At 64.7% G+C, this 26050-nt stretch carries 24 protein-coding genes and 1 pseudogene; 16 read left to right on the plus strand and 9 right to left on the minus strand.

What is annotated here, in order from left to right; translation table 11 throughout:
- Positions 1–366: 366 nt before the first annotated feature.
- Positions 367–2055 (plus strand): reverse transcriptase domain-containing protein, encoded by a 1689-nt coding sequence (locus ASD69_RS22875; protein ID WP_082576235.1) that lies wholly within the window; start codon positions 367–369, stop codon positions 2053–2055.
- Between the two features lie 79 nt (positions 2056–2134).
- Here ASD69_RS22875 and ASD69_RS03210 read toward each other — a convergent pair whose 3' ends face one another.
- Positions 2135–2821 carry a transposase gene (locus ASD69_RS03210; RefSeq protein WP_056173952.1) on the minus strand — a complete coding sequence of 229 codons (687 nt, stop codon included), beginning with the start codon at positions 2819–2821 and terminating at the stop codon, positions 2135–2137.
- A gap of 1298 nt (positions 2822–4119) precedes the next feature.
- Here ASD69_RS03210 and ASD69_RS22600 point away from each other — a divergent pair.
- From ASD69_RS22600 to ASD69_RS03240, 8 genes and pseudogenes are all read left to right on the plus strand, one after another.
- Positions 4120–6296, plus strand: a pseudogene (locus tag ASD69_RS22600) (RHS repeat protein); the annotation flags it as partial.
- A gap of 508 nt (positions 6297–6804) precedes the next feature.
- Positions 6805–7851: an RHS repeat-associated core domain-containing protein gene (locus ASD69_RS22605; RefSeq protein ID WP_235567176.1), complete on the plus strand. Its 1047-nt coding sequence runs from the start codon at positions 6805–6807 to the stop codon at positions 7849–7851.
- Positions 7836–8300 (plus strand): hypothetical protein, encoded by a 465-nt coding sequence (locus ASD69_RS21665; protein ID WP_157498941.1) that lies wholly within the window; start codon positions 7836–7838, stop codon positions 8298–8300. Before ASD69_RS22605 ends, ASD69_RS21665 begins: the two co-directional genes overlap by 16 nt.
- Before the next feature lie 150 nt (positions 8301–8450).
- A complete protein-coding gene (locus ASD69_RS03220; protein ID WP_056173958.1) occupies positions 8451–8825 on the plus strand; it encodes a hypothetical protein in 375 nt (124 codons plus the stop codon).
- 133 nt (positions 8826–8958) lie between these two features.
- Complete coding sequence (locus ASD69_RS21670; protein WP_157498943.1) at positions 8959–10074, plus strand: lysozyme inhibitor LprI family protein; 1116 nt, start codon at positions 8959–8961, stop codon at positions 10072–10074.
- Positions 10075–10140: 66 nt separating this feature from the next.
- Entirely contained in the window at positions 10141–11784 is a 1644-nt protein-coding gene (locus ASD69_RS03230; protein ID WP_082576237.1) for a peptidoglycan-binding protein, read from the plus strand.
- Positions 11785–11937: 153 nt separating this feature from the next.
- Positions 11938–12504, plus strand: a complete 567-nt coding sequence (locus ASD69_RS03235) for a hypothetical protein (protein ID WP_056173967.1) — start codon at positions 11938–11940, stop codon at positions 12502–12504.
- Between the two features lie 100 nt (positions 12505–12604).
- On the plus strand, positions 12605–12997 hold the full coding sequence (locus ASD69_RS03240; protein ID WP_056173972.1) for a GFA family protein: 393 nt from the start codon (positions 12605–12607) through the stop codon (positions 12995–12997).
- A 53-nt stretch (positions 12998–13050) separates the two neighbouring features.
- Here the strand turns inward: ASD69_RS03240 and ASD69_RS03245 are convergent, their stop codons facing one another.
- From ASD69_RS03245 to ASD69_RS03255, 3 genes are all read right to left on the minus strand, one after another.
- The gene (locus tag ASD69_RS03245; protein ID WP_162250605.1) at positions 13051–13728 is read right to left on the minus strand and encodes a DUF2306 domain-containing protein; all 678 of its coding nucleotides are present in this window, start codon (positions 13726–13728) and stop codon (positions 13051–13053) included.
- Positions 13729–13993: 265 nt separating this feature from the next.
- Positions 13994–14614: an FMN-binding negative transcriptional regulator gene (locus ASD69_RS03250; RefSeq protein ID WP_056173979.1), complete on the minus strand. Its 621-nt coding sequence runs from the start codon at positions 14612–14614 to the stop codon at positions 13994–13996.
- A 60-nt stretch (positions 14615–14674) separates the two neighbouring features.
- Entirely contained in the window at positions 14675–15031 is a 357-nt protein-coding gene (locus tag ASD69_RS03255; RefSeq protein WP_056173983.1) for a hypothetical protein, read from the minus strand.
- Between the two features lie 207 nt (positions 15032–15238).
- On the opposite strand from ASD69_RS03255, the gene ASD69_RS03260 reads away from it, so the two are divergent.
- Both ASD69_RS03260 and ASD69_RS03265 read left to right on the plus strand, forming a co-directional pair.
- Positions 15239–15487, plus strand: a complete 249-nt coding sequence (locus tag ASD69_RS03260; protein WP_157498945.1) for a hypothetical protein — start codon at positions 15239–15241, stop codon at positions 15485–15487.
- 153 nt (positions 15488–15640) lie between these two features.
- Positions 15641–15829, plus strand: a complete 189-nt coding sequence (locus ASD69_RS03265; protein ID WP_056173991.1) for a hypothetical protein — start codon at positions 15641–15643, stop codon at positions 15827–15829.
- A 61-nt stretch (positions 15830–15890) separates the two neighbouring features.
- Here ASD69_RS03265 and ASD69_RS03270 read toward each other — a convergent pair whose 3' ends face one another.
- Genes ASD69_RS03270 through ASD69_RS03280 form a run of 3 tightly spaced genes read right to left on the minus strand, consistent with a single transcriptional unit; the run spans position 15891 to position 17086 of the window.
- Positions 15891–16346, minus strand: a complete 456-nt coding sequence (locus ASD69_RS03270; protein ID WP_056173995.1) for a hypothetical protein — start codon at positions 16344–16346, stop codon at positions 15891–15893.
- A gap of 4 nt (positions 16347–16350) precedes the next feature.
- Positions 16351–16572 (minus strand): helix-turn-helix transcriptional regulator, encoded by a 222-nt coding sequence (locus ASD69_RS03275; RefSeq protein WP_056173998.1) that lies wholly within the window; start codon positions 16570–16572, stop codon positions 16351–16353.
- Between the two features lies 1 nt (position 16573).
- Positions 16574–17086, minus strand: a complete 513-nt coding sequence (locus ASD69_RS03280) for a DUF2975 domain-containing protein (RefSeq protein WP_056174001.1) — start codon at positions 17084–17086, stop codon at positions 16574–16576.
- 349 nt (positions 17087–17435) lie between these two features.
- Here ASD69_RS03280 and ASD69_RS03285 point away from each other — a divergent pair, with 349 nt between their 5' ends.
- The 4 genes from ASD69_RS03285 to ASD69_RS03300 are packed head-to-tail and all read left to right on the plus strand — an operon-like array spanning position 17436 to position 23894.
- A complete protein-coding gene (locus ASD69_RS03285; protein ID WP_304438361.1) occupies positions 17436–18641 on the plus strand; it encodes an efflux RND transporter periplasmic adaptor subunit in 1206 nt (401 codons plus the stop codon).
- 12 nt (positions 18642–18653) lie between these two features.
- Positions 18654–21848 carry an efflux RND transporter permease subunit gene (locus tag ASD69_RS03290; RefSeq protein WP_056174002.1) on the plus strand — a complete coding sequence of 1065 codons (3195 nt, stop codon included), beginning with the start codon at positions 18654–18656 and terminating at the stop codon, positions 21846–21848.
- Positions 21841–23280 carry an efflux transporter outer membrane subunit gene (locus ASD69_RS03295; protein WP_056174005.1) on the plus strand — a complete coding sequence of 480 codons (1440 nt, stop codon included), beginning with the start codon at positions 21841–21843 and terminating at the stop codon, positions 23278–23280. The genes ASD69_RS03290 and ASD69_RS03295 overlap by 8 nt, the downstream gene beginning before the upstream one ends.
- Positions 23277–23894 (plus strand): TetR/AcrR family transcriptional regulator, encoded by a 618-nt coding sequence (locus ASD69_RS03300; protein ID WP_056174008.1) that lies wholly within the window; start codon positions 23277–23279, stop codon positions 23892–23894. Before ASD69_RS03295 ends, ASD69_RS03300 begins: the two co-directional genes overlap by 4 nt.
- 109 nt (positions 23895–24003) lie before the next feature.
- On the opposite strand, the gene ASD69_RS03305 is transcribed toward ASD69_RS03300, so the two are convergent.
- Complete coding sequence (locus ASD69_RS03305) at positions 24004–24846, minus strand: MnmC family methyltransferase (protein ID WP_056176478.1); 843 nt, start codon at positions 24844–24846, stop codon at positions 24004–24006.
- A 163-nt stretch (positions 24847–25009) separates the two neighbouring features.
- On the minus strand, positions 25010–25585 hold the full coding sequence (locus ASD69_RS03310) for a hypothetical protein (RefSeq protein ID WP_056174010.1): 576 nt from the start codon (positions 25583–25585) through the stop codon (positions 25010–25012).
- Between the two features lie 52 nt (positions 25586–25637).
- Between ASD69_RS03310 and ASD69_RS03315 the strand changes: the two genes are divergently transcribed.
- On the plus strand, positions 25638–26048 hold the full coding sequence (locus tag ASD69_RS03315; protein WP_056174013.1) for a helix-turn-helix domain-containing protein: 411 nt from the start codon (positions 25638–25640) through the stop codon (positions 26046–26048).
- Positions 26049–26050 lie beyond the last annotated feature (2 nt).

A 26050-nucleotide genomic window follows, 5' to 3' on the forward strand; every position in this document is an offset into this window, starting at 1 on the left:
GGCCTCCGAACGCGGGCTGGCTCCTTATCTAACGATCGTTTTAGTTGTTTGAGATTTTTTGCAAGAGGCATAAAACAAATTCGTAGGCATTTGGGCTGTTATCGATAGATGGCCTATCTTTGCAGCCGCCAGTGAGCAGGATTGCTTTACTTCATGCTGCGGCTCTGCAAGCCTTGCTAAGGCTCGATTTATTGAATAAGCTAGCTTGGGGTCCCTGGAGCATGTCGTTAGCCGATGCATTCGTCGGCATTCAACGGACTTGTGAAAACAGGAGCGTCGCTTCATGTCTTCCTCTAAGTTTTCATCTAGTCTTACTTAGTCTTAGGTGTCTACTGTTCGCTATAGAACGCGGTGGGTTGATGCTCTATGGGGCCCCTTTCTCTTTCTTCCGAAGCGACAGCGTTCTCCGGGCTAAAGACTCGCGAAGAATTAGCTAGTTGGCTTGGACTTACCGATCGAAAGCTCTGTTATCTGTTGTATGTACTTCCATCTACGAAGAAGTACATAACTTTCCAGGTGGCGAAGAGAAATGGCGGCTCAAGAACGATAGACGCGCCTCATCCCGCGCTGAAAACGATTCAGCGCAAGCTGCTTTCTGTGCTCCGCGAGCTGGCGCCTGCAACAGGCGTTGCAAAGGGGTACGTCAGCGGCGTAAGTGTGATAGATCACGCTCGTCTGCATCGGCGCCAGCGGTACGTGGTACTCGTTGATTTGGAAAACTTCTTCCCAACCATTACGTTTCCGCGTGTTAGGGGGGCGTTGCTGGGAAGGCCCTTTTCGTTTCCTCCAAAGGTTGCCACGTGCATTGCACAATTGTGTTGTAAGGATGGCGCCCTCCCGCAGGGAGCGCCGACCTCTCCGGTAATATCAAATCTGATATGCAGATCACTTGACCATAAGCTATTGGCGCTTGCCAAGGCCAATCGTTGTCGAGTGTCGCGTTACGCGGACGATATTTGCTTCTCGACAAGCTTGTCCGAAGTTCCTTCGATCATCGCAACGCGATTCGGGGATAATTACGTTGCTGGGCCGTCGCTGATTGAGTCGGTGTGCTCCTCCGGGTTCTCCATAAATCCAAAGAAGTTCAAGGTGAGGTCGCAGCAGACGCAGCAATTGGTCACGGGCTTAGTTGTTAATAGAGGTGTCTCCATGCCGCGCCGCTGGCGAAAGCAGTTGCGCGTGCTTTTGCACTTAATTGATAAGCGAGGTGCTGTCAGAGCTACCGAAATCGCCGGGAATTGGACGGGGCTGGCTGCGTTTCGGCGAGCAGCGGGGTCTATCGAGCAACTTGTGAGGGGCAAGACAAACTACGCGCAGCATGTCGATCTACGTTGTGATAGGAATTTTTCCGAGTTGATCTACAGAAATTACAGCGGCGTTCGTAAGCTAATGCCTCGGCCGCTGAAAGGTCACCAGTTCCGCGTCATGTCAGAAGGGAAAACGGATTTGCTTCACCTTGAGGCTGCTTTGAAGTGGTTTCAAGAGAGAGGGGAATTTTCGGATTTTAAGCCTCGTTTTGTTAATTTTCCTGGTGAGGTTGGAGATGTCGAGCTGCTTAAGACGCTCGAGCGCATCGCAAAGTCGGATGTGCCCGAGCTTACGATAGGCGTGTTTGACTACGACAATGTCAAGTTTATGAATAGAGAAATGCTTGCGCCTGGAATTCATCGCCAGCTTGGAAGTCGGGTCTACGCGATGTGTTTAGGTGAGCCCCTCGGTCTAGTTGGGTCGGAGTTCTGTATTGAGTTGCTTTATTCGAGAGCTCAGCTGGTTGCCATGACGACTGATGGGCGAAAAATATTCCTGCCCGAGGATTTTGATCAGGGAGGGGTAAGCCTAGATGGTCTATATAAGCGAGCCTTCCCGAAAGCAACTGCTCCCATAGTTTCTGACAAGGTGGTTCGAGTGAGTGATGGCTTTTCAGTCGCCTTGTCAAAAGGGGATTTCTCCGAGATGGTTTACAAATCAATTCCTCCTTTTGATGAGATGGATTTTAGTGGATTTAGGCCGACCTTTGATGCGCTACGACGCATTGTCGAAGAGGTGTTTCGTTAGAACAATTCCACCTGCAGGGCCGAAACAGGAGAGCGAAACAGCGGTCAGAGTGCACTTTCATCTACAGCGCACCGCCAGCTCACGCCTTAAGTGGTCGCCCGATCTTCGCCGGTCCGGCGCGACGCTGTAGTTGTTCCTCGATCATGGTGCGGAAGCGATCTCCGCCGAGTGCGTGCTGGCGTTGTAGGCGCAGTCGAATGACATCCAGCTCTTCTGGGTCGAGCGCTTCTTCGACGAACTCGCGATACGCATGTGCGCGACGTTCGGTCTGCGGGTCTAATGCCAGGTAGGCGGGGTGCGCGGTGATCAGTGGGGCGTGTTCGCCTAGCGCATTGGCGTGATAGCTAGACCAGCGATACAGGCCAGGCGTTGGTGCCAACCCTGCCCGCACGGGGTTGAGCTCGATGTAGCGGTAGCACCGCAGTAGGTAATGGTCGCTGTCCACCAGGCAGGCCTTGTAACGCCCCTCCCAAAGCGTACCGGTGCGGTGGTATCGATCGTTCACGTAGCGGACATAGCGTCGGCCGAGTGCTTGCATCATCGAGCCGACTTGGCCCGTCTGGGATGGCGTCGCTAGCAGGTGCACGTGATTGGTCATCAGGACATAGGCGTGGACCGCGCAACCTATGCGCCCGGCGATATCGCTAAGTTCGCTCAGATAGCGCGTGCGATCGATCTCCTCGAAGAAGCAGGGGCGGCGATCATTGCCGCGCTGTACGACGTGTTGAGGGACGTGCGGCAGGTCGAGGCGGGGCTGGCGGGGCATGCGACGTCTCCATGCGAGCTGCGTGCAGTCTCCGAGAGTCGCCATTGGACATCCGTAGGCGGGCGTCGGCCGTTTGGGTAGGAAAAGTCCACTCTGACCCCGGTTTTTGGACCCCGGTTTTTGTTTTCTATCCGGGTGCTATGGCTAAGGCTGAGTGGGGTGGCGGTAGGTATTTTTTACTCACCCGATACACGCCGGAGCGCCGCCTACACCCGATTGAATGCCGGCGCTGCGACCGAGTCCTCGATTCGGATACGGCTGCCCAGCAAGGTCAGCATCGACGACCCCACTCCGCCATAAATAGACAAGCCGCGCGCCTTGTGCCGCGTGGGCCCCGACCGCGATCATGTCTGCTGATCGCAACACTTCGGGGACTGGGGATGACACGGATTACACGGGCCTTCGCGCTGGCGCTGCTGCTGCTGTGCGCAACGGCCAACGTTGGGGCACAGGAGCATACGCTGCCGTCCACCACCATGTATCAGGCCGGTGTTGACGGCAAGACCTTGCTCTTTGCGAATGCGAACGTGGCCTGTCGACTGGTGGGCGACTCCCTCACCCGGAACTCGCCTCAACCGCCGATCACCTACGCGAATGGCCGATTCGGCACCCATCCGACCTCCGGCATAGGGTGCTATTACGACGTGACCGATCGCTCGACCGGGCAGACGCAGTACAACGTTTTCCACCAGAACTACGTGGCGCTCAAACAGGTGTGCCCGGCTGGGTACAACTACCTGAAGAACCAGTTTACCTGCGTGCGCTACTTGTCGGCGGTGGCGCCCGCCAAGGCCTGCCAGCACTGCCCCACGGACGTCGGCAACCCCATCTCCGTCAACAGCGGCGTCAAGATCGAGCGCACGCGCGATGAGCTGACCGCGCAGTTGAGCCTGGCGCGCAGCTACAACTCGTTCCCCACCTTCCTCGGCTCACCGAATCCGTATGGCGGCTCCTGGTTCTCCGATCTGACGCGCGAGTTGGTCGTGAGCGATGTGCGGCCCTCGCAGTTCCAGGCGGCGCTGGTGATGCGTGCGGACGGGCGCTCGCTGGCGTTCACCCATGACGGCAATGGCCAATGGAAGCCCGAGGACGACCTGCGCCAGTACCGGCTCATTCCGTATCAGGTGGGCGGGCAAAGCTTCTGGGAGCTGCGTAAGCCGGGCAACGCACAGGAAATCTACGACGCTCAGGGCTTGATCCAGCGCGATCTGCGCGACGGCCGCGTGGTGGCGTCCTACGCGCGCGATGCTAACGGCCGGGTGGCCTCCGTCACCGACGCCAACGGCCGCGTGTCCACGATGACCTACGGCGTCAACGATCAGCTCAGCCGCATCGACCTGCCCGACGGGCAGGCCATCGTCTACGCCTACAACGCCGACGGCCAGCTGGCCAGCGTCACCCAGGGCGCCTCTGTCACGTCCTACAGCTACGTCAAGATCGTCAACAGCTGGTACCTGACCGAAGTGGCGCACAACGGCGTGGCGTACGCTACGTTCACCTACGACGGCAACGGCCGCGCCGTCACCACCGAACATGCCGGCGGTGTCGACCGCTACGTGGTCAACTACGGCGCCGACGGCAGCAACGTCAACGTCACCACGCCGCAGGGTGGCAATACCCAGTTTCAGTTCCAGACCCGGTTCGGCGTGCGGGTGCCGAGCCAGCAGGTGGAGTCGGGGGCAGGTGGGGTGACCATCGCTGCGGGCACCGTCTACGACACCAAATCGAACGTCTCTAACCGCCGCCGCGGCGACTTGCTGACCTGTCTGTACTACGACGCCGATTGGCTCCGGGTGATCGCCCGCTACGACTACCCGGCGGCCACCACCGCCCAATGCCCGGCCACCGATGCCTTGGCCGCTGCCAGCAACCGCTTGCGCAGCGAAGCCACGGCCTGGGACACCGCTCTGGACTTGCCCACGCAGCGCCAGACCTACACCGCCGGCGGCGCCTTGTTGGCCAAGCAGGACTACAGCTACAACGCGCGCGGTCAGACGCTGACTTCGACTGCCACCGACCCCGCGGCGCCGGCCAACGCCCGCACCGGCGCTGCTACCTACTGCGAACAGGCCGACATCACCGCCGGCACCTGCCCGCTGCTGGGTCTGGTGACCTCGGTCAACGGCCCACGTACCGACGTCACCGACACCACTCAGTTCGCCTACTACGCTAGCGACGACGCTACCTGCGCCAGCGCTCCGACCACCTGTCCGCACCGCAAGGGCGACCTGTGGAAGGTCACCAATGCGCTGGGCCAGGTCATTGAAACCCTGGGCTACGACGGCGCCGGCCGTCCGCTGTCGGTCAAAGACCCTAACGGCGTCATCACCGACCTGGAGTACCACCCGCGCGGCTGGATGACCGCCAGCAAGGTGCGGGGTCCCACTGCCGGCAGCGAAACCGACGACGCGATCACCCGCTACGAGTACACGCCCACCGGCCTGGTCAGCAAGATCACCCAGCCCGACGGCAGCTACACCGTGTTCGGCTACGACGCCGCGCACCGCCTGACCACGGTCACCGATAACGCCGGCAACCAGATCGTCTACACCCTGGACAACGCCGGCCAACGCACCAAGGAAGACACCAAGGACAGCGGCGGCGTGCTGCTGCGCACACTGTCGCGCGTCTACAACCAACTCGGTCAGCTCAGCACGCGCAAGGACGCCTACAACCACGCCACGGGCTACGTCTACGATGCGGCAGGCAACCTGGACACCGCCACCGATGCCCTCTCCACAGTCTCCGACAACGCCTACGACCCGATCGGCCGCCTAGTGCAGACCTTGCAGGACACCGCAGGGATCAACGCCCAGACCCAGTTCCAATACGACGCGCTGGACCGCCTGACCCAGGTCACCGATCCCAAGGGCTTGAACACCCAGTACCAATACAACGGCCTGGGCGACCTGACCCAGCTGACCAGCCCGGACACCGGCGTCACCGGCTACAGCTACGACAGCGCCGGCAACCGGAAGACGCAGACCGACGCCCGCAACGAGACGGCCACCTACAGCTACGATGCCCTCAACCGCGTCGTCGGCATCGCTTACAGCGATACCGCGCTCAATGTCGGCTACACCTACGACACCACCCAGGCCGTCTGCCAGAGCGGTGAGACCTTCAGCGCCGGCCGCCTGACCCGCATGGACGACGGCAGCGGTAACACCCGCTACTGCTACGACCGCCGCGGCAACGTGGTGCGTAAGGTTCAGACCACCAATGGGCAGGTGTTCACCCTGGTCTACGGCTACACCCTGGCCAACCAGCTGTCCTCGGTCACCTATCCCAGCGGCCTGCGGGTGGACTACACCCACAACGCTCTGGGCCAGCCCAGCGGCGTGACGGTCACCCAGCCAGGCCAGGCCCCGCAGGTCCTGCTGACCAGCGTCACCTACTACCCCTTCGGCCCGGCGGCCGAGCTGGAATACGGCGACGGCCGCCGCCTCAAGCGCACCCACAACCAGAACTACCANCTGCTGACCAGCGTCACCTACTACCCCTTCGGCCCGGCGGCCGAGCTGGAATACGGCGACGGCCGCCGCCTCAAGCGCACCCACAACCAGAACTACCAGCCGGGCGTGATCGAAGACGTGGGCCCGGATGGCCTGTCCCTGGGTTACGAGTTCGATGCCGTCGGCAACCTGATCAAGCTGCGCAAGGGCGACCAGTCCGAACCGCCGCTGCGGGCTTACGCCTACGACAAGCTCGGCCGCCTGACCGAGACCCGCGACGGCACGACCAACGCGTTGCTGCAGGGCTACACCTACGACGCTACCGGCAATCGCACCAGCAAGACCGACAGTGGTGCAACCGAAACCTACACGTACCCGACTACCAGTCATCGTCTGTCGCAGGTTGGCGCCACCGCCCGCAGGTACGACGCCGTCGGCAATACCGCCGCCATTGGCGGTACCGCCAAAGAGTTCATCTACACCGCGGCCAACCGCATGGGTCAGGTGAAGCAGGGCGGCAATGCGGTGATGAACTATGCCTACAACGGCAAAGGTGAGCAGACGCGACGTTACCCGACTACCGCGTCAACGACTCAGACCTATGCGAGCTACGACGAGGCGGGGCATGCGGTCGGCGTGTACGACTACGCGGGCAGTCGCATCCAAGAAGTCATCTGGCTGGGCGATCTGCCGATTGGTGTGATCGACACGAACAAGCTGCACTACGTTCAGGCCGATCATCTGGGCACGCCGCGCAATGTGATCGATCCAGTCGCGGAGAAGTCAGTGTGGGCGTGGCAGTTAGGTAATGAAGCGTTCGGCGATAGCACACCCAACCAAGACCCCGACGGCAATGCCACGGCATTTGTGTTCGATCTGCGGTTCCCGGGGCAACGGCATGACGCGGCTAGCGGCCTTAACTACAACTACTTTCGAGACTACGATTCGACCACGGGTCGCTATAGCGCAGCCGATCCAATCGGCCAATTTGGAGGGGGCGCGCTCTACGGCTACGTAGGAGGGAAAGTCATCACTCGGTTTGATCCGCTCGGCCTGCAGTCTGCTGCCCGCGACCATGTGCGCAATAGCGGATACGGTGGAGAGCGGGGAAGCTTGGGAGGAGAGTTGCTTCAGGACTTTGTCTCAAACGTGTGGGGTGCGATCGGATTTGATTTGAAGGCCAGAAAGCTCACGAATTGCGAGCGGAACGTTCTGTCGAACTATTATCCTAAGGAGACACTCGAAAATGTAACTGTGCATGGTCATCTGCCTTGGTTCATGGTTGACGGTTTTGATGGGATTACGATCGGGAACGATATCTATTTGGCTGACGCAAGTCCCGATACGCCTTATGGGATACCGGTCCTGGGGCATGAGGTTAAGCACGTTACCCAGCAGCAGAGTCCTAGTTTCATTCCCAAGTACCTGTGGGGTTCTTTTTGGGGGCTGTTGTCGACAGGTGATCGTGGTAAAGCTCATGATTCGATTGGGATGGAGGTGGAGGGTATCAATATGCAGGATAGGATCCGTGCCGACATGTCGCGATCAGAAGATCCTGGGTGTTACTGCAGATGAGAAATTGCGCCGCACTGGCTTTCATCCTTTTGCTTGCGGCCTGTGCGCAAGAGTTCCCTTTGACAGCGGAGTACAAAGAGATTGCAGCGAAAGGTTTGCAGGAACGAGCTCGCATTGTCTGTAGTAAGCGTCCAGTCCAGCGAGTCGATCTCTATCTCTATGGGGTAGAGAAAAGGCGGCCCAGCAACTACGCTTTGATGCCGAGCGACTGCATTGATGCTGAGACGGTGGAGGTTGCGGTCAAGTTGATTCGCCGATCCGATGACAAAAATCGCACATTTGCTCTCACGTTGCTGTTGCACGAGGCGCCGGAGAGTATTCTGAGGGGCAGAACGGATGCGTTCGATGCCGCGGCGAAGTGCTCGAAGTTTTATGCGGCAGGATCGCCATGTCACGATCTGGCAGGCGATGTTGACGCGATTTATGGGCGAAAGTCTTCTGCTAACTGATGGTGAGGATGGCTGTCGTTGCCGCATCGCAGCGGAGGGGCGCATTGAGCCAGGGTCGGCGGGGAACGGGGTCAGAGTGCACTTTCAGGTGCAGTTCCCCGCAAGCTCAAGCCTTACGCGGCCGCCCGATCGTTAGCAGTGGAACAAGCCATGAATGACATCAAGTATCCGCATATGCGGGGTGAATTGATTGACGATCTAAGGGCGCTCTTCGAACCTGCGCGCGCCACGGACAAATTTGCGCTGCGCTCAACCGCACTGGATTATCTGGTCCATTTCTTGTACGACGACACATCGCTCGGCAGTGATGCTGACGCAGCAATAGGATGGTTTCTTAGAAGTCGCGCCGAGGCCGAGGCGATAACGGTTCTGGTGAAGAGCTTTGATCGCTTCTTTTCCTTGTATGGGCTGAAGCCAGATTCCGAGGGGTACTTTGAACGGCCCGAATGGTTGGAAGTGGAGAGGAACGGGTTGCTAGCACTGAGCCTGCTCAGAGATGGGGCGCCAAAGGGCAACGGCAGTTAGCCTAGAAGGCTGGTCCATTTACTGGCCGTGTGGTGTTGTGGAGAAAGTCCGAATTACGCCCGTCTTGCGGCCGTCCCCAGTTGCTGTGCTATAAGCCCACTTAACCGTCTCTTCTACCCCAAGAAAAGCAGGAATGGCTCGTAACAAGGACGATCGGGCGCGGCGCTCTGGGCGCCACCGCACACTCACTTTCAGCGCGCTGCTGCTGGCGGCCCTGTCGGGCTGCCAGGGCGCTGCGCAGTCGCAGCCCGCGGCGGAACCTGCCGCGCCGCCCCAGGCCGAAACAGCACCGGCTCCAGCACCCGCCGCCGCCCCGACCGCCGTGCCTGCAACCGCAGACGCATCGGCGCCGCAAGGCAGCCGCAAATACCGCGAGTGCCTAACCGCCGCCCGCGACGACGCGCAGGCCCAGGCCCGTTGCCTGGATGACGAACTGGCCTATCAGGCCCGCGCCCTGGATCAACTGCTGCAGGAACGCATCGCAGAGCTGGCCGGCGCGGAGCGTGAAGCGCTGCGCGCGCAACAAGCCGCGTGGGAGGACAAGACCCACAGTCTGTGCAACTCAGGGACTCCGAGCTTGGGGCCGAGCCGTGCCGACGGTGGTCTCTGCCGGCTGGAACGCACCATTGAGCGCTTCGACGTACTGGCCGATGAATCGTTCTCTGCCGCACCGGCGCTGAGCGCGCGGGGCGTGCCCGACGCGCAAGGTGCGCTGCGCCTGAAGTTGGGCGATGCCGTCATTACCTTGAGTTCGGAGGGGTGCAGCGGCCAGGGGCGGATGGTGTGCCAAGGCCCCAGCCTGCAGATCAAGGCGCCGGACCTGGCTGAGCCGCAAACGCTGACGCCGGCGCAGGTAGTGGTGGCCTTGCCGCCGCAATCCGGCGCCACTGGCTATCGTGGCCCCCTGGACACCGGTTTTGCCGACGGTTGGCATAGCTTCGCACTGTCGGACCTCAACGCCGACGGGCATGAGGATCTGATGGTCTGGACCGGCTTGGACGGCACTTACGGCGATCCGTCCTACACCTACTATTTGTACGACGCCGGCACTCGGCGCTTGGTCGAAAACCGCGCGCTGGCGGAACTGGTGCGTGGGCAATCGGTGTCGCGCATCGCCGTGGGCCGGCTGTACGTGTGGTCCCGCAGCGGGGCCTGCGAGCGCGGCGAGCAAACCATCGACGCGCGCGCCGGCATGCCCAAGGTCGTGGAACGCAAGCAATACAACACCTGCACCAAAAACGCCCCATAACACGGGCCGGGGCCGCGCACGACGCGCGGCCCCCAGGAGTTCAAAGACACAAGGAGATAGGACGTCATGAGCGATGGATACGGGCGCAGTGCCGCTTCCCCCATTACCCGCGATCAGGCGGTGCGCCTGATCGTGCAAACCTGCTTGAACGAGGGCGTGACCGACCAGCGCCAGATCGCCTACGTGCTGGCGACCGCCGAGCACGAAAGCCTCAACTTCACCAAGCCCGAGGAAGACTACGGCCGCCAGCAGGCGGCGCGCCTGGGCTACCAGGGCGGCGAGGAGTACTTCGGCCGCGGCTACGCGCACCTCACCCATCGCGACAACTACCAACGCCTGGGCGAAGCGCTGGGGCGCGGCAGCGAGCTGGCGGACACCCCCGCCTTGGCCGCCGATCCGCAAACCGCTTCGCGCGTGCTGGTGATCGGCATGCGCGACGGCCTGTTCACCGAGCGCCGGCTGGACCAATACGTCAACGCCAACACCACCGATTACGACGGCGCGCGCGCCATCGTCAACGGCAGCGACCGCGCCGCCCACATCGCCGGGCTGGCGCGCGGCTGGGAGGGCCAGGTCGCCGACCTGGTGACCTCCGTGCAGCGCGACGGCGCGGACCTTACGCCGGTGGCGCCGGCGCCTGCCGCCGACGCTGTTCTGCGCAGCGGCGACGCCAACGCCCGCGCATTCGAAATGCAGCAGTACCTGGCGGCGCTGAACGTGCGTGGCACCAACGGTCAAGCGATTTCCACGGACGGCGATTTCGGCCCGTCCACCGCGCAAGCCGTGCGCAACTACCAGCGCGACGCCGGCATCACCCCGCAGACCGGGACCGTCGACCAGGCGCTGATGGACCGCATGCGCGGTGAAGTGCTGCAGGCCGATCCCAACTTCCGCCTCAAGAGCATCACAGACCTCTACGGGCCCTTGAACGACCGCGTGTTGAACACCGGCGATCGCGGCGATCCGGTCGCCGACCTGCAGGGCCAGCTGCGCGGTCTGGGCTATCGCGACAACGACGGTCTGCTGGATGTGACCCGCCGCTACGACGCCAACACCCAGGCGGCCGTGCGCCGGTTCCAGCGCGACGAAAACATCGAGCCCGCCAACGGCATCGCCGACGAACGCACCCGCGATGCGATCAACGCCCGTGCGGTGGAGCGCGGTCTGCCCGAAGCCGCCGAAGCCGTGCGCCGGCGCCAGGAAAACGCCCCCGCGCCCAACCCGCAGGCGCCGGCCCAGCAAGCGCCCGGTGCCGCCCCCGTCGCGCCGCCGGCACAGCCGCCCGGCGACCAGCGCCAAGGTGCGGTCCAACCCACCGGCGGCGCGCAAAGCACCTATGCCTCGATGTTTCCGCAGGTGCTGGACCACGTGCACGGCGTCGAGCGCGAACGCGGCATCCCCGCCGGCCAACACAGCGCCAACCTCGCCGGTGTGCTGACCGTGGCCAGCCTGCGCGCGGATATCAACCCCGACCGCGTGGAGTTGAACAACGACGGCTCGCGTGCCCGCGCCGTCGAAGTCAGCCGCGTCAACGACCACCCCGCGTTCAACCGCAGCACCGAAGCGGTCCACACCGCCGCCGCGGTCGCCGTCCCGCAACGCCAGAGCGCCGAGGAAGGCGAGCGCGTGGTGGCCGAGCGCGAACTGGCGCAACGCACGGCGACTCAGAATCAGACCCAGACGCAGGGCTCGGGCATGAGGATGGCCTAGCCGGGGCGGAGCGCGCTGTCCGAATCGTGCCTCTGTAGCCGACGCTGCCGCCCGCGGATGCGGCGCGTCGTGCGCTGAGCCGGTGACGCGGCCCCGTACCGGCGCGCTACAGTCGCTGGCGTGTGTCCTCATCGGATCAAGGAGCGCCGTCTCATGGAAGATACTTCGCGCAAGTCGCTGCGTTTCGCAGCGGTGTCTCTAACCGGCAGCCTGTTGCTCTCGATGACCGTCTTGGCGAATCCGCCCGAGGATAGTCCCATCGCGGACTGGTATGCGCAGACCTACGGCGTGTCCATCGCCGAAGCCAAGCGCCGCACCATGCGCGAGCTCGAGATCGGCAAGCTGGGACAGCGCATCCAGGCCGAACGGCCGGACACGTTCGCCGGGCTGTACATCGAGCACCGGCCGACCTATCGCGTGGTGGTGCGCTTCACCGGCGACGCCAAGGCCCAGCTCGCCGCCTACAGCGACGATCCTCTGTTCGTGGCGGAAACCGCGCCACGGTCGCTACAAATCCTGCTCAGCACCCAGCAACTACTGACTCAGCGTCTGCACGAGGCGGGCATCGAGTTCCTGTCCGAAACCGACCTTAAGACTTCACATGTCGACATCTTCGTGCGAGACGTGGAGCAAGCCACCGCATGCCTGGCGGACCTGCCGGTGATGAAGGAAGGCTTCGTCCGGATGCACAAGACCAGCGGATTCATCGAGCCGACCTAAGCCGCCGGGTGCGGATCCCGGGCCGATACGCGTGGACACGCGCTTGACTCCGCCGGCGTTACCGTCCGCTATGGCCGATCTGGCTTAGAGGAGATGCGCCATGGAGCGAGTCACCGGCAGTTGCCTGTGCGGCGACGTCCGATTGGTGGCCTCGGGTCGCCCCTACCGGGTCGGCCTGTGCCACTGCCTCGATTGCCGCAAGCACTCCGGCTCCGTGTTTCACGGCTCCGCGATCTTCCCCGAGGACGCGGTGACGGTGGAGGGCGAAACGCGCGACTACGCCGGACGCTACTTCTGCCCGCGCTGCGGCTCATCGGTGTTCGCGCGCATGGGCGACGAGATCGAGGTGAGCCTGGGCGCTCTGGATGCTCCCAATCGACTGACGCCGACGTACGAGAACTGGACGGTCCGCCGCGAGTCGTGGTTGCCGGCGTTTCCGTTCAAGCGGCATTACGAACGCGATCGCGAGGGCACGGGGCGCTCGGAGGAGTAAGGCGCGCGGGCGCTACTCGGGCAAGTGCCTGGTCCTGTGCAGTACCCGGAGGCTTATGCCAATTCGGCTTGAGGGGTGGGTGCGCGACGTACCCAGCGCGCTATGGCGGACATCAGCTCGTAGACCAGCAGCGGCGCGGCCCAGCTCAGCCACAGCAGCGTCGGGATCAGCACCGCCGGATGCGCCAGCGTCATCATGCCCGGCACCTGGATCGACAAGCGGAACACCATCGGCGCCAGGGTGACGATGTAGTTGCGCAGCATCCAGCGCCTGTGGTCCTGCGTGCGGCCGGCGCGGATCGCGATATAGCCGGGCAGGGCGGTGCACAGCCAAGCCAGCGCAGTCGCGGCGAACGCGGCCTGCAGGGCGAAACCGCCGGGCGTGGTGGCGATCAGGCCGGCGGCGCCGACGCAGGCCACCAGCATCGCGCTCAGGTATACGCGGCCGGTCCAGCGGTGCGCGCTCGGGTAGGCGTTGCGCAGGCGCGTGATGAACTGCCACGGCCCCAGCAGCGCGGTGAGCGTGCCGCCGGCCAAGTGCGTCCACAGCCACGCGCGCCGCGACCAGAACATACCGTAGGCGTTAGGGTCTTGCGCTGCGTACTTGTGGAAGGTGCCCCACAGGAAGTGCAGCACCACGGCTACCGCGAGCAACCACAACGCGGCCCACGCGACGCGGCGGGCCACGATCGCGGCGGTGACTGAACCTGCTGCACGGCTGGATGGGGCCATGGTGCCCTCGCTGGCGGTAAGTCGGTTAGTGCTTGCTGCCCGAATCATAGCCCGCGCGCCTGTGGGTTCCGGGGCGTCGGCGTTCGCTTCAGCGCATCTCGCGCACGGTCCATCGACGCAGCGGTGCGTTAGCGCCTAGGGCTGGCCGGTGAGGATATTTCGATGCGGCTGATCGCCAGACCTGGGTGAAGTACACCCAAGGCTGCGTTCCCGCACACGAGTACCTCGGTACGCGGGTTCCGCCGTGCAGCGGATCGCACGCTGCTCAATCGACCGAAACGCCGGCCCTCAGCATGGCCTCCAGCAACGGCCGCTGTTGCTCGCGTTCCAGGCCGGCGAGGATCTCCGCGAGATCGCTCGGCCGCTCGTTCTGTCCGAGCTTGAACTTGGCGTAGGCCGCGATCACGCGCGCGCGGAAGGCGACCACGTACGGAGCCAGCTTGGCGTAGCGCGCGCCCATTTCGGCGACCGCCCAGGCGTTCGGGCGACCGCGCTCCATGTGGTCGACCAGGCGGTTCAGTGCATTCTGGGTGGCTTCGTCGCTGTCGTCGAAATCGACTTCGATCTCCAGTTGCACGCTCTCGTAGTTCCAGGTCGGCGCCTGGGTGCGGTCGCTCAGCCACGACGGCGAGATGTAGCCGTGCGCGCCCTGGAACACCGCCAATGCCCTCGGTTGCTGGCGCAGCAGGTCGGTATGCGGATGGGCGCGCGGCACGTGGCCCAGCAGCGTCATGTCGCCGTTGACGCCGCGTTCCAACAGCAGGGGCACCGGCGTGGCCAGCGGCGCGCCGTCGGTGGAGCTGATCACCAGCGCGAAGGGGTGCGCGGCGATCATGCTGTCGACGTCGGCGAGGGAGGCGGGCTTGTAGACGGGATGGGTGTTCATGCGCTCGGGGCGTCGGTGCGATCGGCAATTCTAGGAGCAAACCGGCGGCGCGGATGCCCGCTACTGCACGAAGATCAGCAACACGCCGCACGGGTCCCAGACATGCAGCACGCTGGAGTCGTCCACCGGTTCGGGCGGCATGTAGCGCGCCGGCGCATAGCGGCCGCTGGCCACGACCTCCTTGGCGCGCTGGTGCCAGGCTTCGATGTCCGGCACGCCGATCACCATCATGAAGTTCTCGGCCCAGTCCTTGACGTAGTAGTTCTGCAGCCGGAAGCGCTGCCCGTTCATCTCGAAATCGGCAGTGCCGCCCCAGCCCTCGGACAGGGCGAACCCCATGGCCTGGTAGAAGCCTTTGGACACTTCGAAGTCCTGGGCGGGGACGTAGGCCTTGAGGTCGGTGATGCTTAAGGACATCTCTGTCGCTCCTGAGACAGGATCTGATGCCGATGGCTCGCTTTCGAGCGCTATTCAACCATCTCCCACATCCGATTGCGTGGTTGCGCTACGTCCCTGTCCACCGCGCGAGGCCATCGGCTTTACGGTTCGATTACCCGCCTTTCACGGTTCCCTCCACGCGTCATGCTCGAATGCGCGCGTCCACTCGGGCACGGGAGAACTAGCATGAGGAAATACTCGATAACGACAGCACTGGCGCTGCTGTTGATCTGCGGATCCGCCTTCGCGACGGTGGTGACCGTTAGCGGCCAAGGGCAGAGCTACGATCCGGGCATCGCCCTGGCGGATGCGCGCGCGGATGCGAATGCCCAATGCATCGCGCAAGGCGGCACGCCGCTGGAAGAGGTCTACAACCACGTCACCCGCGCCAACCTGTGGCTGGCGAGTTCGATCTGGCGTTGCGACGTACCTTGACGCGGGCGTTGCAGCCCGCCGCTCCGCGCGCATGGACGGCTAACGTTCGGTAACCGTGAAGAGCGGCGAGCATGCGCTAGACCCTGCCTTAACCGCCCAGCACGCAGCGTGCAGATTAGCCGGACCCCACCCGGCGCTTACGAGGCGATCGATATGGGCAAGGACACCAGCAAGCAAGGCGGCGAAGGCCCGCCGGACGGGCAAGGTCATCAGCCGCTGCCGGGCGAAAACCCGAATTCCGGTGAAGGGCATGCGCGCCGCAAGCACGTTCAGAACGCGGACCTGCCGGAGGGCGAAGGGCATCAGCCGTTGCCGGGCGAGGATCCGCCGTCGAAGGACTAGCCCTGAGCGTTATCGGCGCTGCACGAGCGCAGCGCCGACGCTTCGATGTGCAGTCGCGGTGTTAGCTGCTAGCGGCACGCAGCGATTCGACTGCGTTCTTCGGCCAAGCGAAATAGGTCCGCCACGCGTAGCCCCACGGCACCACCAAGGCCAGCAGCGGCAGCGCCAAAAACGACGCCGCGACTTCGCCGGTGGGCGTGCCCCACAAGGTCCCGGCCTGCCACAGCGGGTAGGCGATGAAGGCCAGCCACACTGTCTTGTAGCCGACGGTGAAGAACATCAGCGGCAACCAGCGTAGCGGACGCAGCAGGCCGAACAGGGCGAGCGCGGGGTAGGTGGCCCACACGGCGAATGCGACCGCGCGCACCGGATCCCAGGGGCCTTCGTGGGTTAGCAACGCGCTCCATGCGGTGGGTGTGACGAATACCAGCATCAGCAGGAAGAACAGGCGCAGGCCCCAGAGCTGGATCGGGCGCACGCCTTCATGGCGCGGGTCGGGTGCTAACGGGTTGCGCATGGCGTCAGTCCTCGGAGGGCAGGCTGGGATCGAACGCGAGCAGGTCGCCGGGTTGGCATTCCAGCACCGCGCAGATCGCTTCGAGCGTGGAGAAACGGATGGCCTTGGCCTTGCCGGTTTTGAGGATGGACAGGTTGGCCAGGGTGATGTCGATGCGCGAAGCGAGCTCGGTCAGGGTCATGCGGCGCGCATGCAGTTGTTCGTCCAGGCGGACCACGATCGCCATGTCACACCGTTCCTTCGAGATCGGCGCGCATGCGGGCACCGCGGGCGAACACGCCGGACAGCACGAACAGCAGCAGCACCGCCAGCCAGGGCGCGAAGGAGAAGGCTTCAATGCGGCCGGGTTCCCACACGGCGGCGGCGATCGCGGCCACGATCAGGCGCAGCACTTCCAGTGCGACCACGCTCCAGGCGATCCAGTCCAGGCGGCGGACGTTGGCGAGGATGAAGGGATCGCCATTGCGCACGGTATCGACGATGGCCAGCAGCCGGCGCAGCACGGTGTGCACGATGACCGCGCTGGCGATGCCGACCATGACGATGCCACGCAGCCCATAGGAGGCCTGCGGGTACTTCGCGACCAGGTCGAAGCCCAGGGCGCGTTCGGGCCAGCCGTTCATCAGGAAGCTGGCGCTCAGCAGCGCGGCCAGGCAGCCCAGGTAGATCAGGTTCAAGACGGTCAGGCCTTGGATGACGGGGCGGGAGACGGCCAGGGCGCGGGCGGAGGTGCGGTTCATGGGGTACTCCTGCCTTGTTATCGTGAAGCGATAATGCACATATCGTTTAACGATAAAAATAGGCCGAAAGGCAGGGGCGCGACTGGGCGGGCGAGCGCTGACGTTGCGAATGCCCCACGGAAAAGCCGCCAGAGACAGACTTCGGCCCGGCTGCCGACGGCTTTGCGATTGTTGGCTGTTCGCCTCAGCCCTGCATAAGGGCACAGGAATTGCCGGCCAAAAGGCACTCAAATCGGCCCGAAGCCGGGCGAGGGCGCTTGACCCCGCCCGCCAAAGAAAAGAGAATGATCGTTCATTCTACGATGTGGCCGCGGTCTGTCCGACCGCAATAACGACCTGAGGCTCCCCCATGCCGTCGCGCAAGTTCATGACCCATAACGCTATTTCCCGCGTCCCCGCAGTACTCACCGTGGCCGTGCTGGCGCTGTCCCTGGCCGCCTGCGGCAAGGGCGGAGAGCCGCAGGGCGGTCCCGGCGGCCAGAAGGGCCAGGTCACCGTGGTGACCCTGAAGCCCGAGACCGTCACCCTGACCCGCGAACTGCCGGGCCGCACCAGCGCCTCGCTGGTTGCCGAGGTGCGGCCGCAGGTCAGCGGCATCGTCGAACAGCGCCTGTTCGTCGAAGGCGGATTGGTGCGCGCCGGCCAGCCGCTGTATCAGCTGGACGACAAGACCTACGCCGCCGATCTGGAAACCGCCAAGGCCACGCTCGCGCGCGGCGAGGCGGCGCTGAACTCGGCGCGTTTGAACGCGCAGCGCTCCAGCGACCTGGTCAAGATCGACGCGGTCAGCAAGCAGGACGACGAAACCGCGGTCGCCACGCTCAAGCAGAGCCAGGCCGATGTGGCCTCGGGCCGCGCGGCGGTGCAAAGCGCCGGCGTCGTGCTGGGACGCGCGCGCATCACCTCGCCGATCAGCGGCCGCATCGGCAAATCGGCGGTGACTCAGGGCGCCCTGGTCACGGCCAATCAGGCCGATGCCCTGGCGGTGGTGCAGCAACTCGATCCGGTGCACGTCGACATCAGTCAGTCCAGCGCCGAATTGCTGGCGCTGCGCAAGCAGATCGCCGCCGGCACGCTCACCGAGGCCAACACGCCGGTGACGATCCTGTTGGAGGACGGCAGCCAGTACCCGCTGCAAGGCAAGCTCGCGTTCTCGGAAGTCACCGTGGACGAAGGCACCGGCAGCTTCCTGCTGCGCGTGGTGGTGCCCAACCCCGACAACCTGCTGATGCCCGGCATGTACGTGCGCGCGCTGATCGGCACCGGCGTGCGCCAGAACGCGCTGCTGGTTCCGCAGCAGGGCATCAACCGCGACCCGAAGGGCAATGCGACCGCGATGGTCGTCAACGCCAAGGGCCAGGTCGAGCCGCGCGAAGTCCAGGTCAGTCAGGCCATCGGCGACAAGTGGCTGGTCGAAGGCGGCCTGAAGGCCGGCGACAAGGTGATCGTCGAGGGCCTGCAGAAGATCGGCCCCGGCATGCCGGTCGACGCGACCGAGAAGGGCGCCGCCCCGGCCAAGCCGGCCGCGGCCCCCGCCGCCGCGCCGAAGCAGTAATCGGAGAAATTCATGGCACGGTTCTTTATCGATCGCCCGATCTTTGCCTGGGTCCTGGCGATCATCATCATGTTGGGGGGCGCGATCGCGATCACCCAGCTGCCGATCTCGCAGTACCCGACCATCGCGCCGCCGACCGTATCGGTGAACGCGTCCTACCCCGGTGCTTCCGCCAAGGCCGTCGAAAACTCGGTGACCCAGATCATCGAGCAGAACATGAAGGGCATCGACGGCCTGATGTACATGTCGGCGACCAGTTCGTCCGACGGTCAGTCCGGCGTGACCCTGACCTTCGAAAGCGGCGTCGACCCCGACATCGCCCAGGTGCAGGTGCAGAACAAGCTGCAGCTGGCCACGCCCTTGCTGCCGCAGATCGTGCAGCAGCAGGGCGTGAGCGTGTCCAAGGCGAACTCGTCGTTCCTGCAGGTCATCGGCTTCGTGTCCGAGGACGGCAGCATGAACGGCGCCGACATCGCCGACTACGTGGCCGCCAATCTGGTCGATCCGCTGGCGCGCGTCGACGGCGTCGGCAGCACCCAGCTGTTCGGCACCAAGTACGCGATGCGCATCTGGCTGGATCCGGACAAGCTCAACACCTACAAGCTGACCCCGACCGACGTCATCACCGCCCTGCGGGCGCAGAACGCGCAGGTCGCGGTCGGCCAGCTCGGCGGCACGCCGTCGGTGAAGGGCCAGCAGCTCAACGCCACCATCACCGCGCAGGACCGCCTGCAGACCGCCGAACAGTTCCAGAACATCGTGGTGCGTTCCAATAGCAGCGGCGCGGTGCTGAAGCTGCGCGACGTCGCGCGCGTCGAACTGGGCCAGGAGGACTACAGCACCATCGCCCGCTTCAACGGCAAGCCGGCCACCGGCATCGCGATCTCTCTGGCGACCGGTGCCAACGCGCTGGCCACCGCGCAGGCGGTGCAGGCCGAACTGGAGCAGCTCAAGCCCTCGTTCCCCAAGGGCTTGAAGGCGGTGACGCCGTTCGACACCACGCCGTTCGTGCGCGTGGCGATCGAGGAAGTGATCAAGACCCTGCTCGAAGCGATCGTGCTGGTGTTCCTGGTGATGTACCTGTTCCTGCAGAACTTCCGCGCCACCCTGATCCCGACGATCGCGGTGCCGGTGGTGCTGCTGGGCACCTTCGGCCTGCTGGCGCTGTTCGGCTACTCGGTCAATATGCTGACCATGTTCGCGGTGGTGCTGGCGATCGGTTTGCTGGTGGACGACGCCATCGTCGTGGTCGAGAACGTCGAGCGCGTGATGAGCGAGGAAGGGCTGTCGCCGGTCGAAGCCACGCGCAAATCGATGGACCAGATCACCGGCGCCCTGATCGGCATCGGCCTGGTGCTGTCGGCGGTGTTCGTGCCCATGGCGTTCCTGGGCGGCGCCACCGGCGTCATCTATCGTCAGTTCTCGGTGACCATCGTTTCGGCGATGGCGCTATCGGTGCTGGTCGCGATCGTGCTGACCCCGGCGCTGTGCGCGACCATGCTCAAGCCCATCGCGAAGGGTCAGCACGCGTCCGACAAGGGCTTCTTCGGCTGGTTCAACAAGAAGTTCGACGCCGGCAACAGCAAGTACCAGGGCGTGGTGCGCGGCATCGTCACCCGTTCGGGCCGCTTCATGATGGTATTCGTCGCGATGGCGGTGCTGATGGGCGTGATGTTCTTCCGCCTGCCGTCCTCGTTCCTGCCGCAGGAGGATCAGGGCTTCCTGTTCACCATCGTGCAGGCGCCGGTCGGCGCGACTCAGGAGCGCACCGGCGAGGTGCTCAAGAAGGTCGAGGAGCAGTTCCTGTCCGACAAGGCCGTGGATTCGCTGTTCACCGTGCAAGGCTTCAGCTTCGCCGGTAACGGCCAGAACGCCGGCATGGCGTTCTCGCAGCTCAAGCCGTGGGAAGAGCGTGCGGCCACCTGGGGCGACCGCTGGCGCTGGCTGACCAGCTTCGGCAAGACCCCGATGCCGGACAACAGCGTCAACGGCGTGGTCGGGCGTGCGATGGGCAGCTTCATGCAGATCAAGGACGCGTTCGTGTTCGCGCTGGCGCCGCCGGCGGTGTTCGAACTGGGCAACTCCAACGGCTTCGTGTTTTACCTGAAGGACAACGCCGGTTTGGGCCACGACGCCCTGGTCGCCGCGCGCAACCAGTTCCTCGGCATGGCCGCACAAAACGAGGCGATGCAGAACGTGCGACCGAACGGCATGGAAGACACGCCGCAGTTCCGCGTCGACGTCGACAACCAGAAGGCTTCGGCGCTGGGTCTGAACATCGCCGACATCAACTCCACCCTGCAGGCGGCCTGGGGCGGTCAGTACATCGACGATTTCGTCGACCGCGGCCGGGTCAAGCGCGTCTACATCCAGGCCGACGCGCCGTTCCGCATGGTACCCAGCGACTTCAACCGCTGGTACGTGCGCAACGACAAGGGTGAGATGGTGCCGTTCTCGGCGTTCGCGACCACGCGCTGGGAATACGGGTCGCCGCGACTGGAGCGTTACAACGGCGTATCGGCGCTGGAAATCAACGGCGAAGCCAAACCGGGCGTGAGCTCGGGCCAGGCCATGGCCGAGGTCGAGAAGCTGGTGGCTCAGCTGCCGGCGGGCATCGGCCTGGAATGGACGGGGCTGTCGTTCCAGGAACGCCAGGCCGGCGCGCAGACGCCGCTGCTGTACACGCTGTCGTTGCTGATCGTGTTCCTGTGTCTGGCGGCGATGTACGAGAGTTGGGCGATCCCGACCTCGGTGCTGCTGATCGCGCCGATGGGCATCCTGGGTACGGTGCTGGCCACGTGGCTGCGCGGCATGGAGCGCGACGTCTACTTCCAGGTGGCGATGCTCACTACCGTGGGCTTGTCGAGCAAGAACGCGATCCTGATCGTCGAGTTCGCCAAGGAGAATCTGAAGAACGGCATGGATCTGATCGGCGCCACCCTGGCCGCGGTGCGCGACCGTCTGCGCCCGATCATCATGACCTCGCTGGCCTTCGGCCTCGGCGTGTTGCCGCTGGCCCTGGCCACCGGCGCGGGTTCCGGCGCGCAGCGCGCGATCGGTACCGGCGTGCTCGGCGGCATGGTGGTGGGCACCTTCCTGGGCATCTTCTTCGTCCCGCTGTTCTTCGTGGTGGTCGAGAAATTGTTCGTGAGGAAGAAGCACGCGCCCGCTGCGCAGGCTACGGAAGGAGTGCAGAGCCATGAATAAACTGTCGATCCATGCGCTGGCGCTGGCGATTACGCTGGCGACCGCCGGCTGCGTGAGCCTGGCGCCGAAACTGCCGGTCGCCGACGCGGCGATCCCGGGCGAGTGGCCGTTGCCGCCGACCACCCAGGCTTTCGCCGGCGCCGCGCTGGCGGGCGAGGCCACCGAGGCGGTCTCCACCGCCGCGGTGGCCGACATCGGCTGGCGCGACTTCTTCGTCGACCAGAACCTGCAGACCCTGATCGGTCGCGCGCTGGAGAACAACCGCGATCTGCGCGTGGCCGTGCTGAACGTGGAGAAGGCGCGCGCGCAGTACCGCATCCAGCGCGCCGACCGCGTCCCGGCGGTCGGCGTCAGTGCGCAGCTACAGCGCACCGGTGGCGACAATCAGGCGGTCAGCGATCAGTACACCGCCGGGGTGGGCATCACAAACTTCGAACTGGATCTGTTCGGTCGCGTGCGCAACCTGAGCCAGTCGGCGTTGCAGCGCTACTTCGCCGAGGAGGAGGCGCGCCGCGGCGCGCAGCTGAGCCTGATCGCTGAGGTCGCCAACGCTTACCTGACCCTGGCTGCCGACCGCGAGCTGCAGTCGGTGTCCGAAGCGACCTTGAAGAACCAGCAGTCGGCCTACGACCTGACCGTGAAGCGGCGCGAGCTGGGCGCGGTGTCGGGCCTGGAAGTCAGCCAGGCGCGCACCCAGGTCGAGCAGGCGCGCGCAGACGCGGCGCGCTATGCGGGGCAGGTGGCCCAGGACATCAACGCGCTGAATCTGCTGGTCGGCGAGCCGGTCGATCCGTCGTTGCTGCCGCAGCGCTTGAGCGATGAGGTGAGCGGCATCGCGGCCCTGCCGTCCGGTCTGCCGTCGGAGGTGCTGTTGCGCCGTCCCGACGTGCTGCAGGCCGAGCACACGCTGCGCGCGGCCAACGCCAACATCGGCGCCGCACGGGCGGCGTTCTTCCCGTCGATCAGCCTGACCGGCTTGTTCGGCAGCGCCAGCACCGAGCTGTCGGGGCTGTTCGATGCCAACACGCGCGCCTGGTCGGTCAACCCGGTGGTCAATATCCCGATCTTCCAGGGCGGCAAGCTGCGCGCGGGCCTGGATTCGGCGAAGGCCGATCAGCAGATCGCCCTGGCGCAGTACGAGAAGGCGATCCAAGCCGGTTTCCGCGACGTCGCCGACGCGCTGGCGCTGACCCAGACCCTGGCCCAACAGCGCGAGGCGCAGCAGGCGCTGGTGGAAGCCGCGGCGCGCGCGGACCAGCTCTCGACCGCGCGCTACAAGGCCGGTCGCGACAGCTACCTCAATCAGCTCGATGCTCAGCGCACGCTGTACGGCGCGCAGCAGGGCCTGGTAAGCACGCGCTTGAGCGAACAGGTCAATCGGGTGACGCTCTACAAAGTCCTTGGAGGTGGCTGGAACGAGCGCAGCCAATGAGCACTCCCAAGCGTACCGTCAAAGCCGAGGAGCGCGCGCTGGCGCAGCGCGAGCGGATACTGGTCGCCGCGCAGAAATGCTTCGTGATGCATGGCTTTCATGCCGCGAGCATGGCCAACATCGCCGAGACGGCCGGCATGAGCGCCGGCCTGATCTATCGCTACTTCAAGGCCAAGAACGACATCATCCTGGCCATCATCGAGCGTCAGCTCGAAGAGGCCAGGGCCGATGTGGCCAAGCTGCATGCGAGCAGCGACCTGGTCGGCGGCATCGCCGAAGTGTTTCAGCAGTGGCAGGCCAACGATCCCAGCATCACCAACGCGGCGCTGTTTCTGGAGCTTACCGCCGAGGCCACGCGCGATCCCGAGATCGCCGCGGCCACGCATGCCTCCGACAAGGTGTTCCGCGCCGATCTGGCGGCGTGGTTCGCGCGCAGCTGCGAGCAGGGCGGCCTGGGCGTGCCCGAGTGCGAGGTCGAAACCCGGGTGTTGATCCTGCAGTCTTTGATCGAGGGCCTGGCGATGCGTTCGATCGCGCAGCCGGATCTGAGCGTGGCGCAAGTGAGGGTGGCGCTGGAGCGGGTCCTGCCGGGGCTGTTGTCGACCACTGATTGAACGGCCGGCGCCGCGGCGCCGACGAATCGCTTTAAGACGGCCGCCTTCGGGCGGCTGTCTTGTCTGAGGGGCTGCGATCGCGCGCGCGATGTTCGCGCCGTCGTCAGGCTCAGCGCTTGGTCGCCAACACCCCATCCAGCGCCAGCTGCGCCTTGAAGCCCGCCTTGTCCAGGCGCTTGGCGACTTCGCGCGGCACGTCGCGGCCGCTGGTGAGCTTGTTCGGACTGCCGGTGTAGTGGAACAGACGGCCCCCGCGGCGCAGCACGCGCGCGAGGTGGTCGTAGAAAGTTTGCGAGTACAACTCGCCGGCGATGCCGAAGCGCGGCGGATCGTGGAGCAAAGCGTCCACCGAGGCGTCGCCGATCTGCGCGATCGCTTTCGACACGTCGGCATGGGTGAGCTGCAGACGGCCGCCGCTGCTGGGCGCGTCGGGATCGGGCGACCAGGGGTTGAGCGTGCGTAGCCACAGCACGCTCTCGTTCTTCTCGAAGGACTGGATGCGCGCGGCGCCGGCCTCCAGGCAGCAGGCGGCGAAGTAGCCCAGGCCGCCGCAGGTATCCAGCACCGCTTTGCCGCGCGGTTCGACCAGCGCGACCTTGCGCTGCGCGTCGTCAACAGGCGAGGTCTTCGCGGTGGGCAGCATCTTGATGCCGTCGATCTCGAAAGTAGGCGCGCCCCATTCGGTCGGCACCAGCTTGATCAGCGAGCCGGCGTAGCGCGATACCGCCGCGTAGTCCTCGCCGTCCCAGTAGTAGATGGTGCGGTCCTTGAGCGTATCCGGGTAGGGATAGGCCTGGTCGCGCCAGTGCCAGGCGTCCGCTTCCAGCCGCGTCTCCTGGTTCGATCGACCCAGATCCAGCGAGCCGGTCCACGCGCCGGCCTTGGCGTCGCGTGCGGCCAGCAAAGCATCGGCGACGGGGCGGGTGAGCAGGGGACCTGAGTAATGGGACACGGCGGGCGGCATCTCGGAGGGCGCGATGGTGAGCGCATGCATCCGGAGCGATCGGGAGCAGTGCGGCTTGGAGCTGCGGATCGTACCGCGCGCCAACGCCCTTGTGAGCCAGGACGAGTTCGTCGACGCCGCTATCCGCGTCCCAGCGGCGTGGGGGCCGTCTTCATGGGGACGCGCGGATGCGCGTGTCGATGGCGATCCAGTTGGTTTCCCAGGTCCGGCCGCCGTCGCCGGAGTAGGCCTGCTCGAAGCGCGCCGAATCGGGCGTGATGTCGGAGATCACGAAGCGCACCAGGATCGCGCGGCCATCCAGGTCCTCCGGGCCGTAGAACTCGCCGCGCCCGTTCTGGAATCCGCCGTACAGCGGACGGGTCAGCATGCCGTTGCCGGCGCTGGCGTAGTTGATGTTCCACTGCCGCGTCTGCGGGTTGTACAGGCGCAGGCTGGTGCCGTGGATGCGGCCGCTGGGGCCTTCGATGCGCAGCTCGACCAGGTTGGCGCGATCGTCCAGCACGCCGCTCACCACGCTGGTGCCCGTGTACTCCACCCAGTCCTGCGATCCCGATAAGGGGCGCGTCAGCCGGCGCACCTGGGTCTTCCAGGTGCCCAACTCCCAGTCGAAATCGTGTTGACCATCGCGCTGCGCGGTTGCGGCCTGCGGCGGTTGCGCGGACGCCGTCATCGCCAGCAGGGCCAGCAGGCAGGCGCCGTGGCGCCAGTGTCGCAGGGCGTTTTGCATCGCGGGGCTCCGTTTCGCATGATGGCGCACAGATTGCGAGCGCGAGGCGGCCATGAACAAGAACGCACCTGCAGGTAACCGTGCCCGGCCCAATCCGCTGGAAGGCTGTCCGCTCGCGGCGGCGTTCGCCGCCATCGGCGGCAAATGGAAGCTGACGATTCTGTACTGGCTGGCCCACGGCGAACTGCATTTCGCCGGCCTGACGCGCCGGGTCGCGCCGATCTCGCACAAGGTGCTGGCGCAGCAACTGCGCGAACTCGAGGCCGACGGCATCGTGGAGCGCACTCCGACCGGCACGCCACCCGCGCCAGTGATCTATCAACTCACCGCGTACGGCCAGACGCTGCTGCCGCTTATCGAGGGCGTGCGGGTTTGGGGCGAAGGGCATCTACAGCGGAGATCCGCATCGCCCATCGCCGCGGAGGGCCTGGCGTGCGGCCTTGCCATCGAGCCGCGCGGTTAGGC

The sequence above is a fragment of the Lysobacter sp. Root604 genome, from assembly GCF_001427505.1.
Lineage (GTDB): Bacteria > Pseudomonadota > Gammaproteobacteria > Xanthomonadales > Xanthomonadaceae > Lysobacter.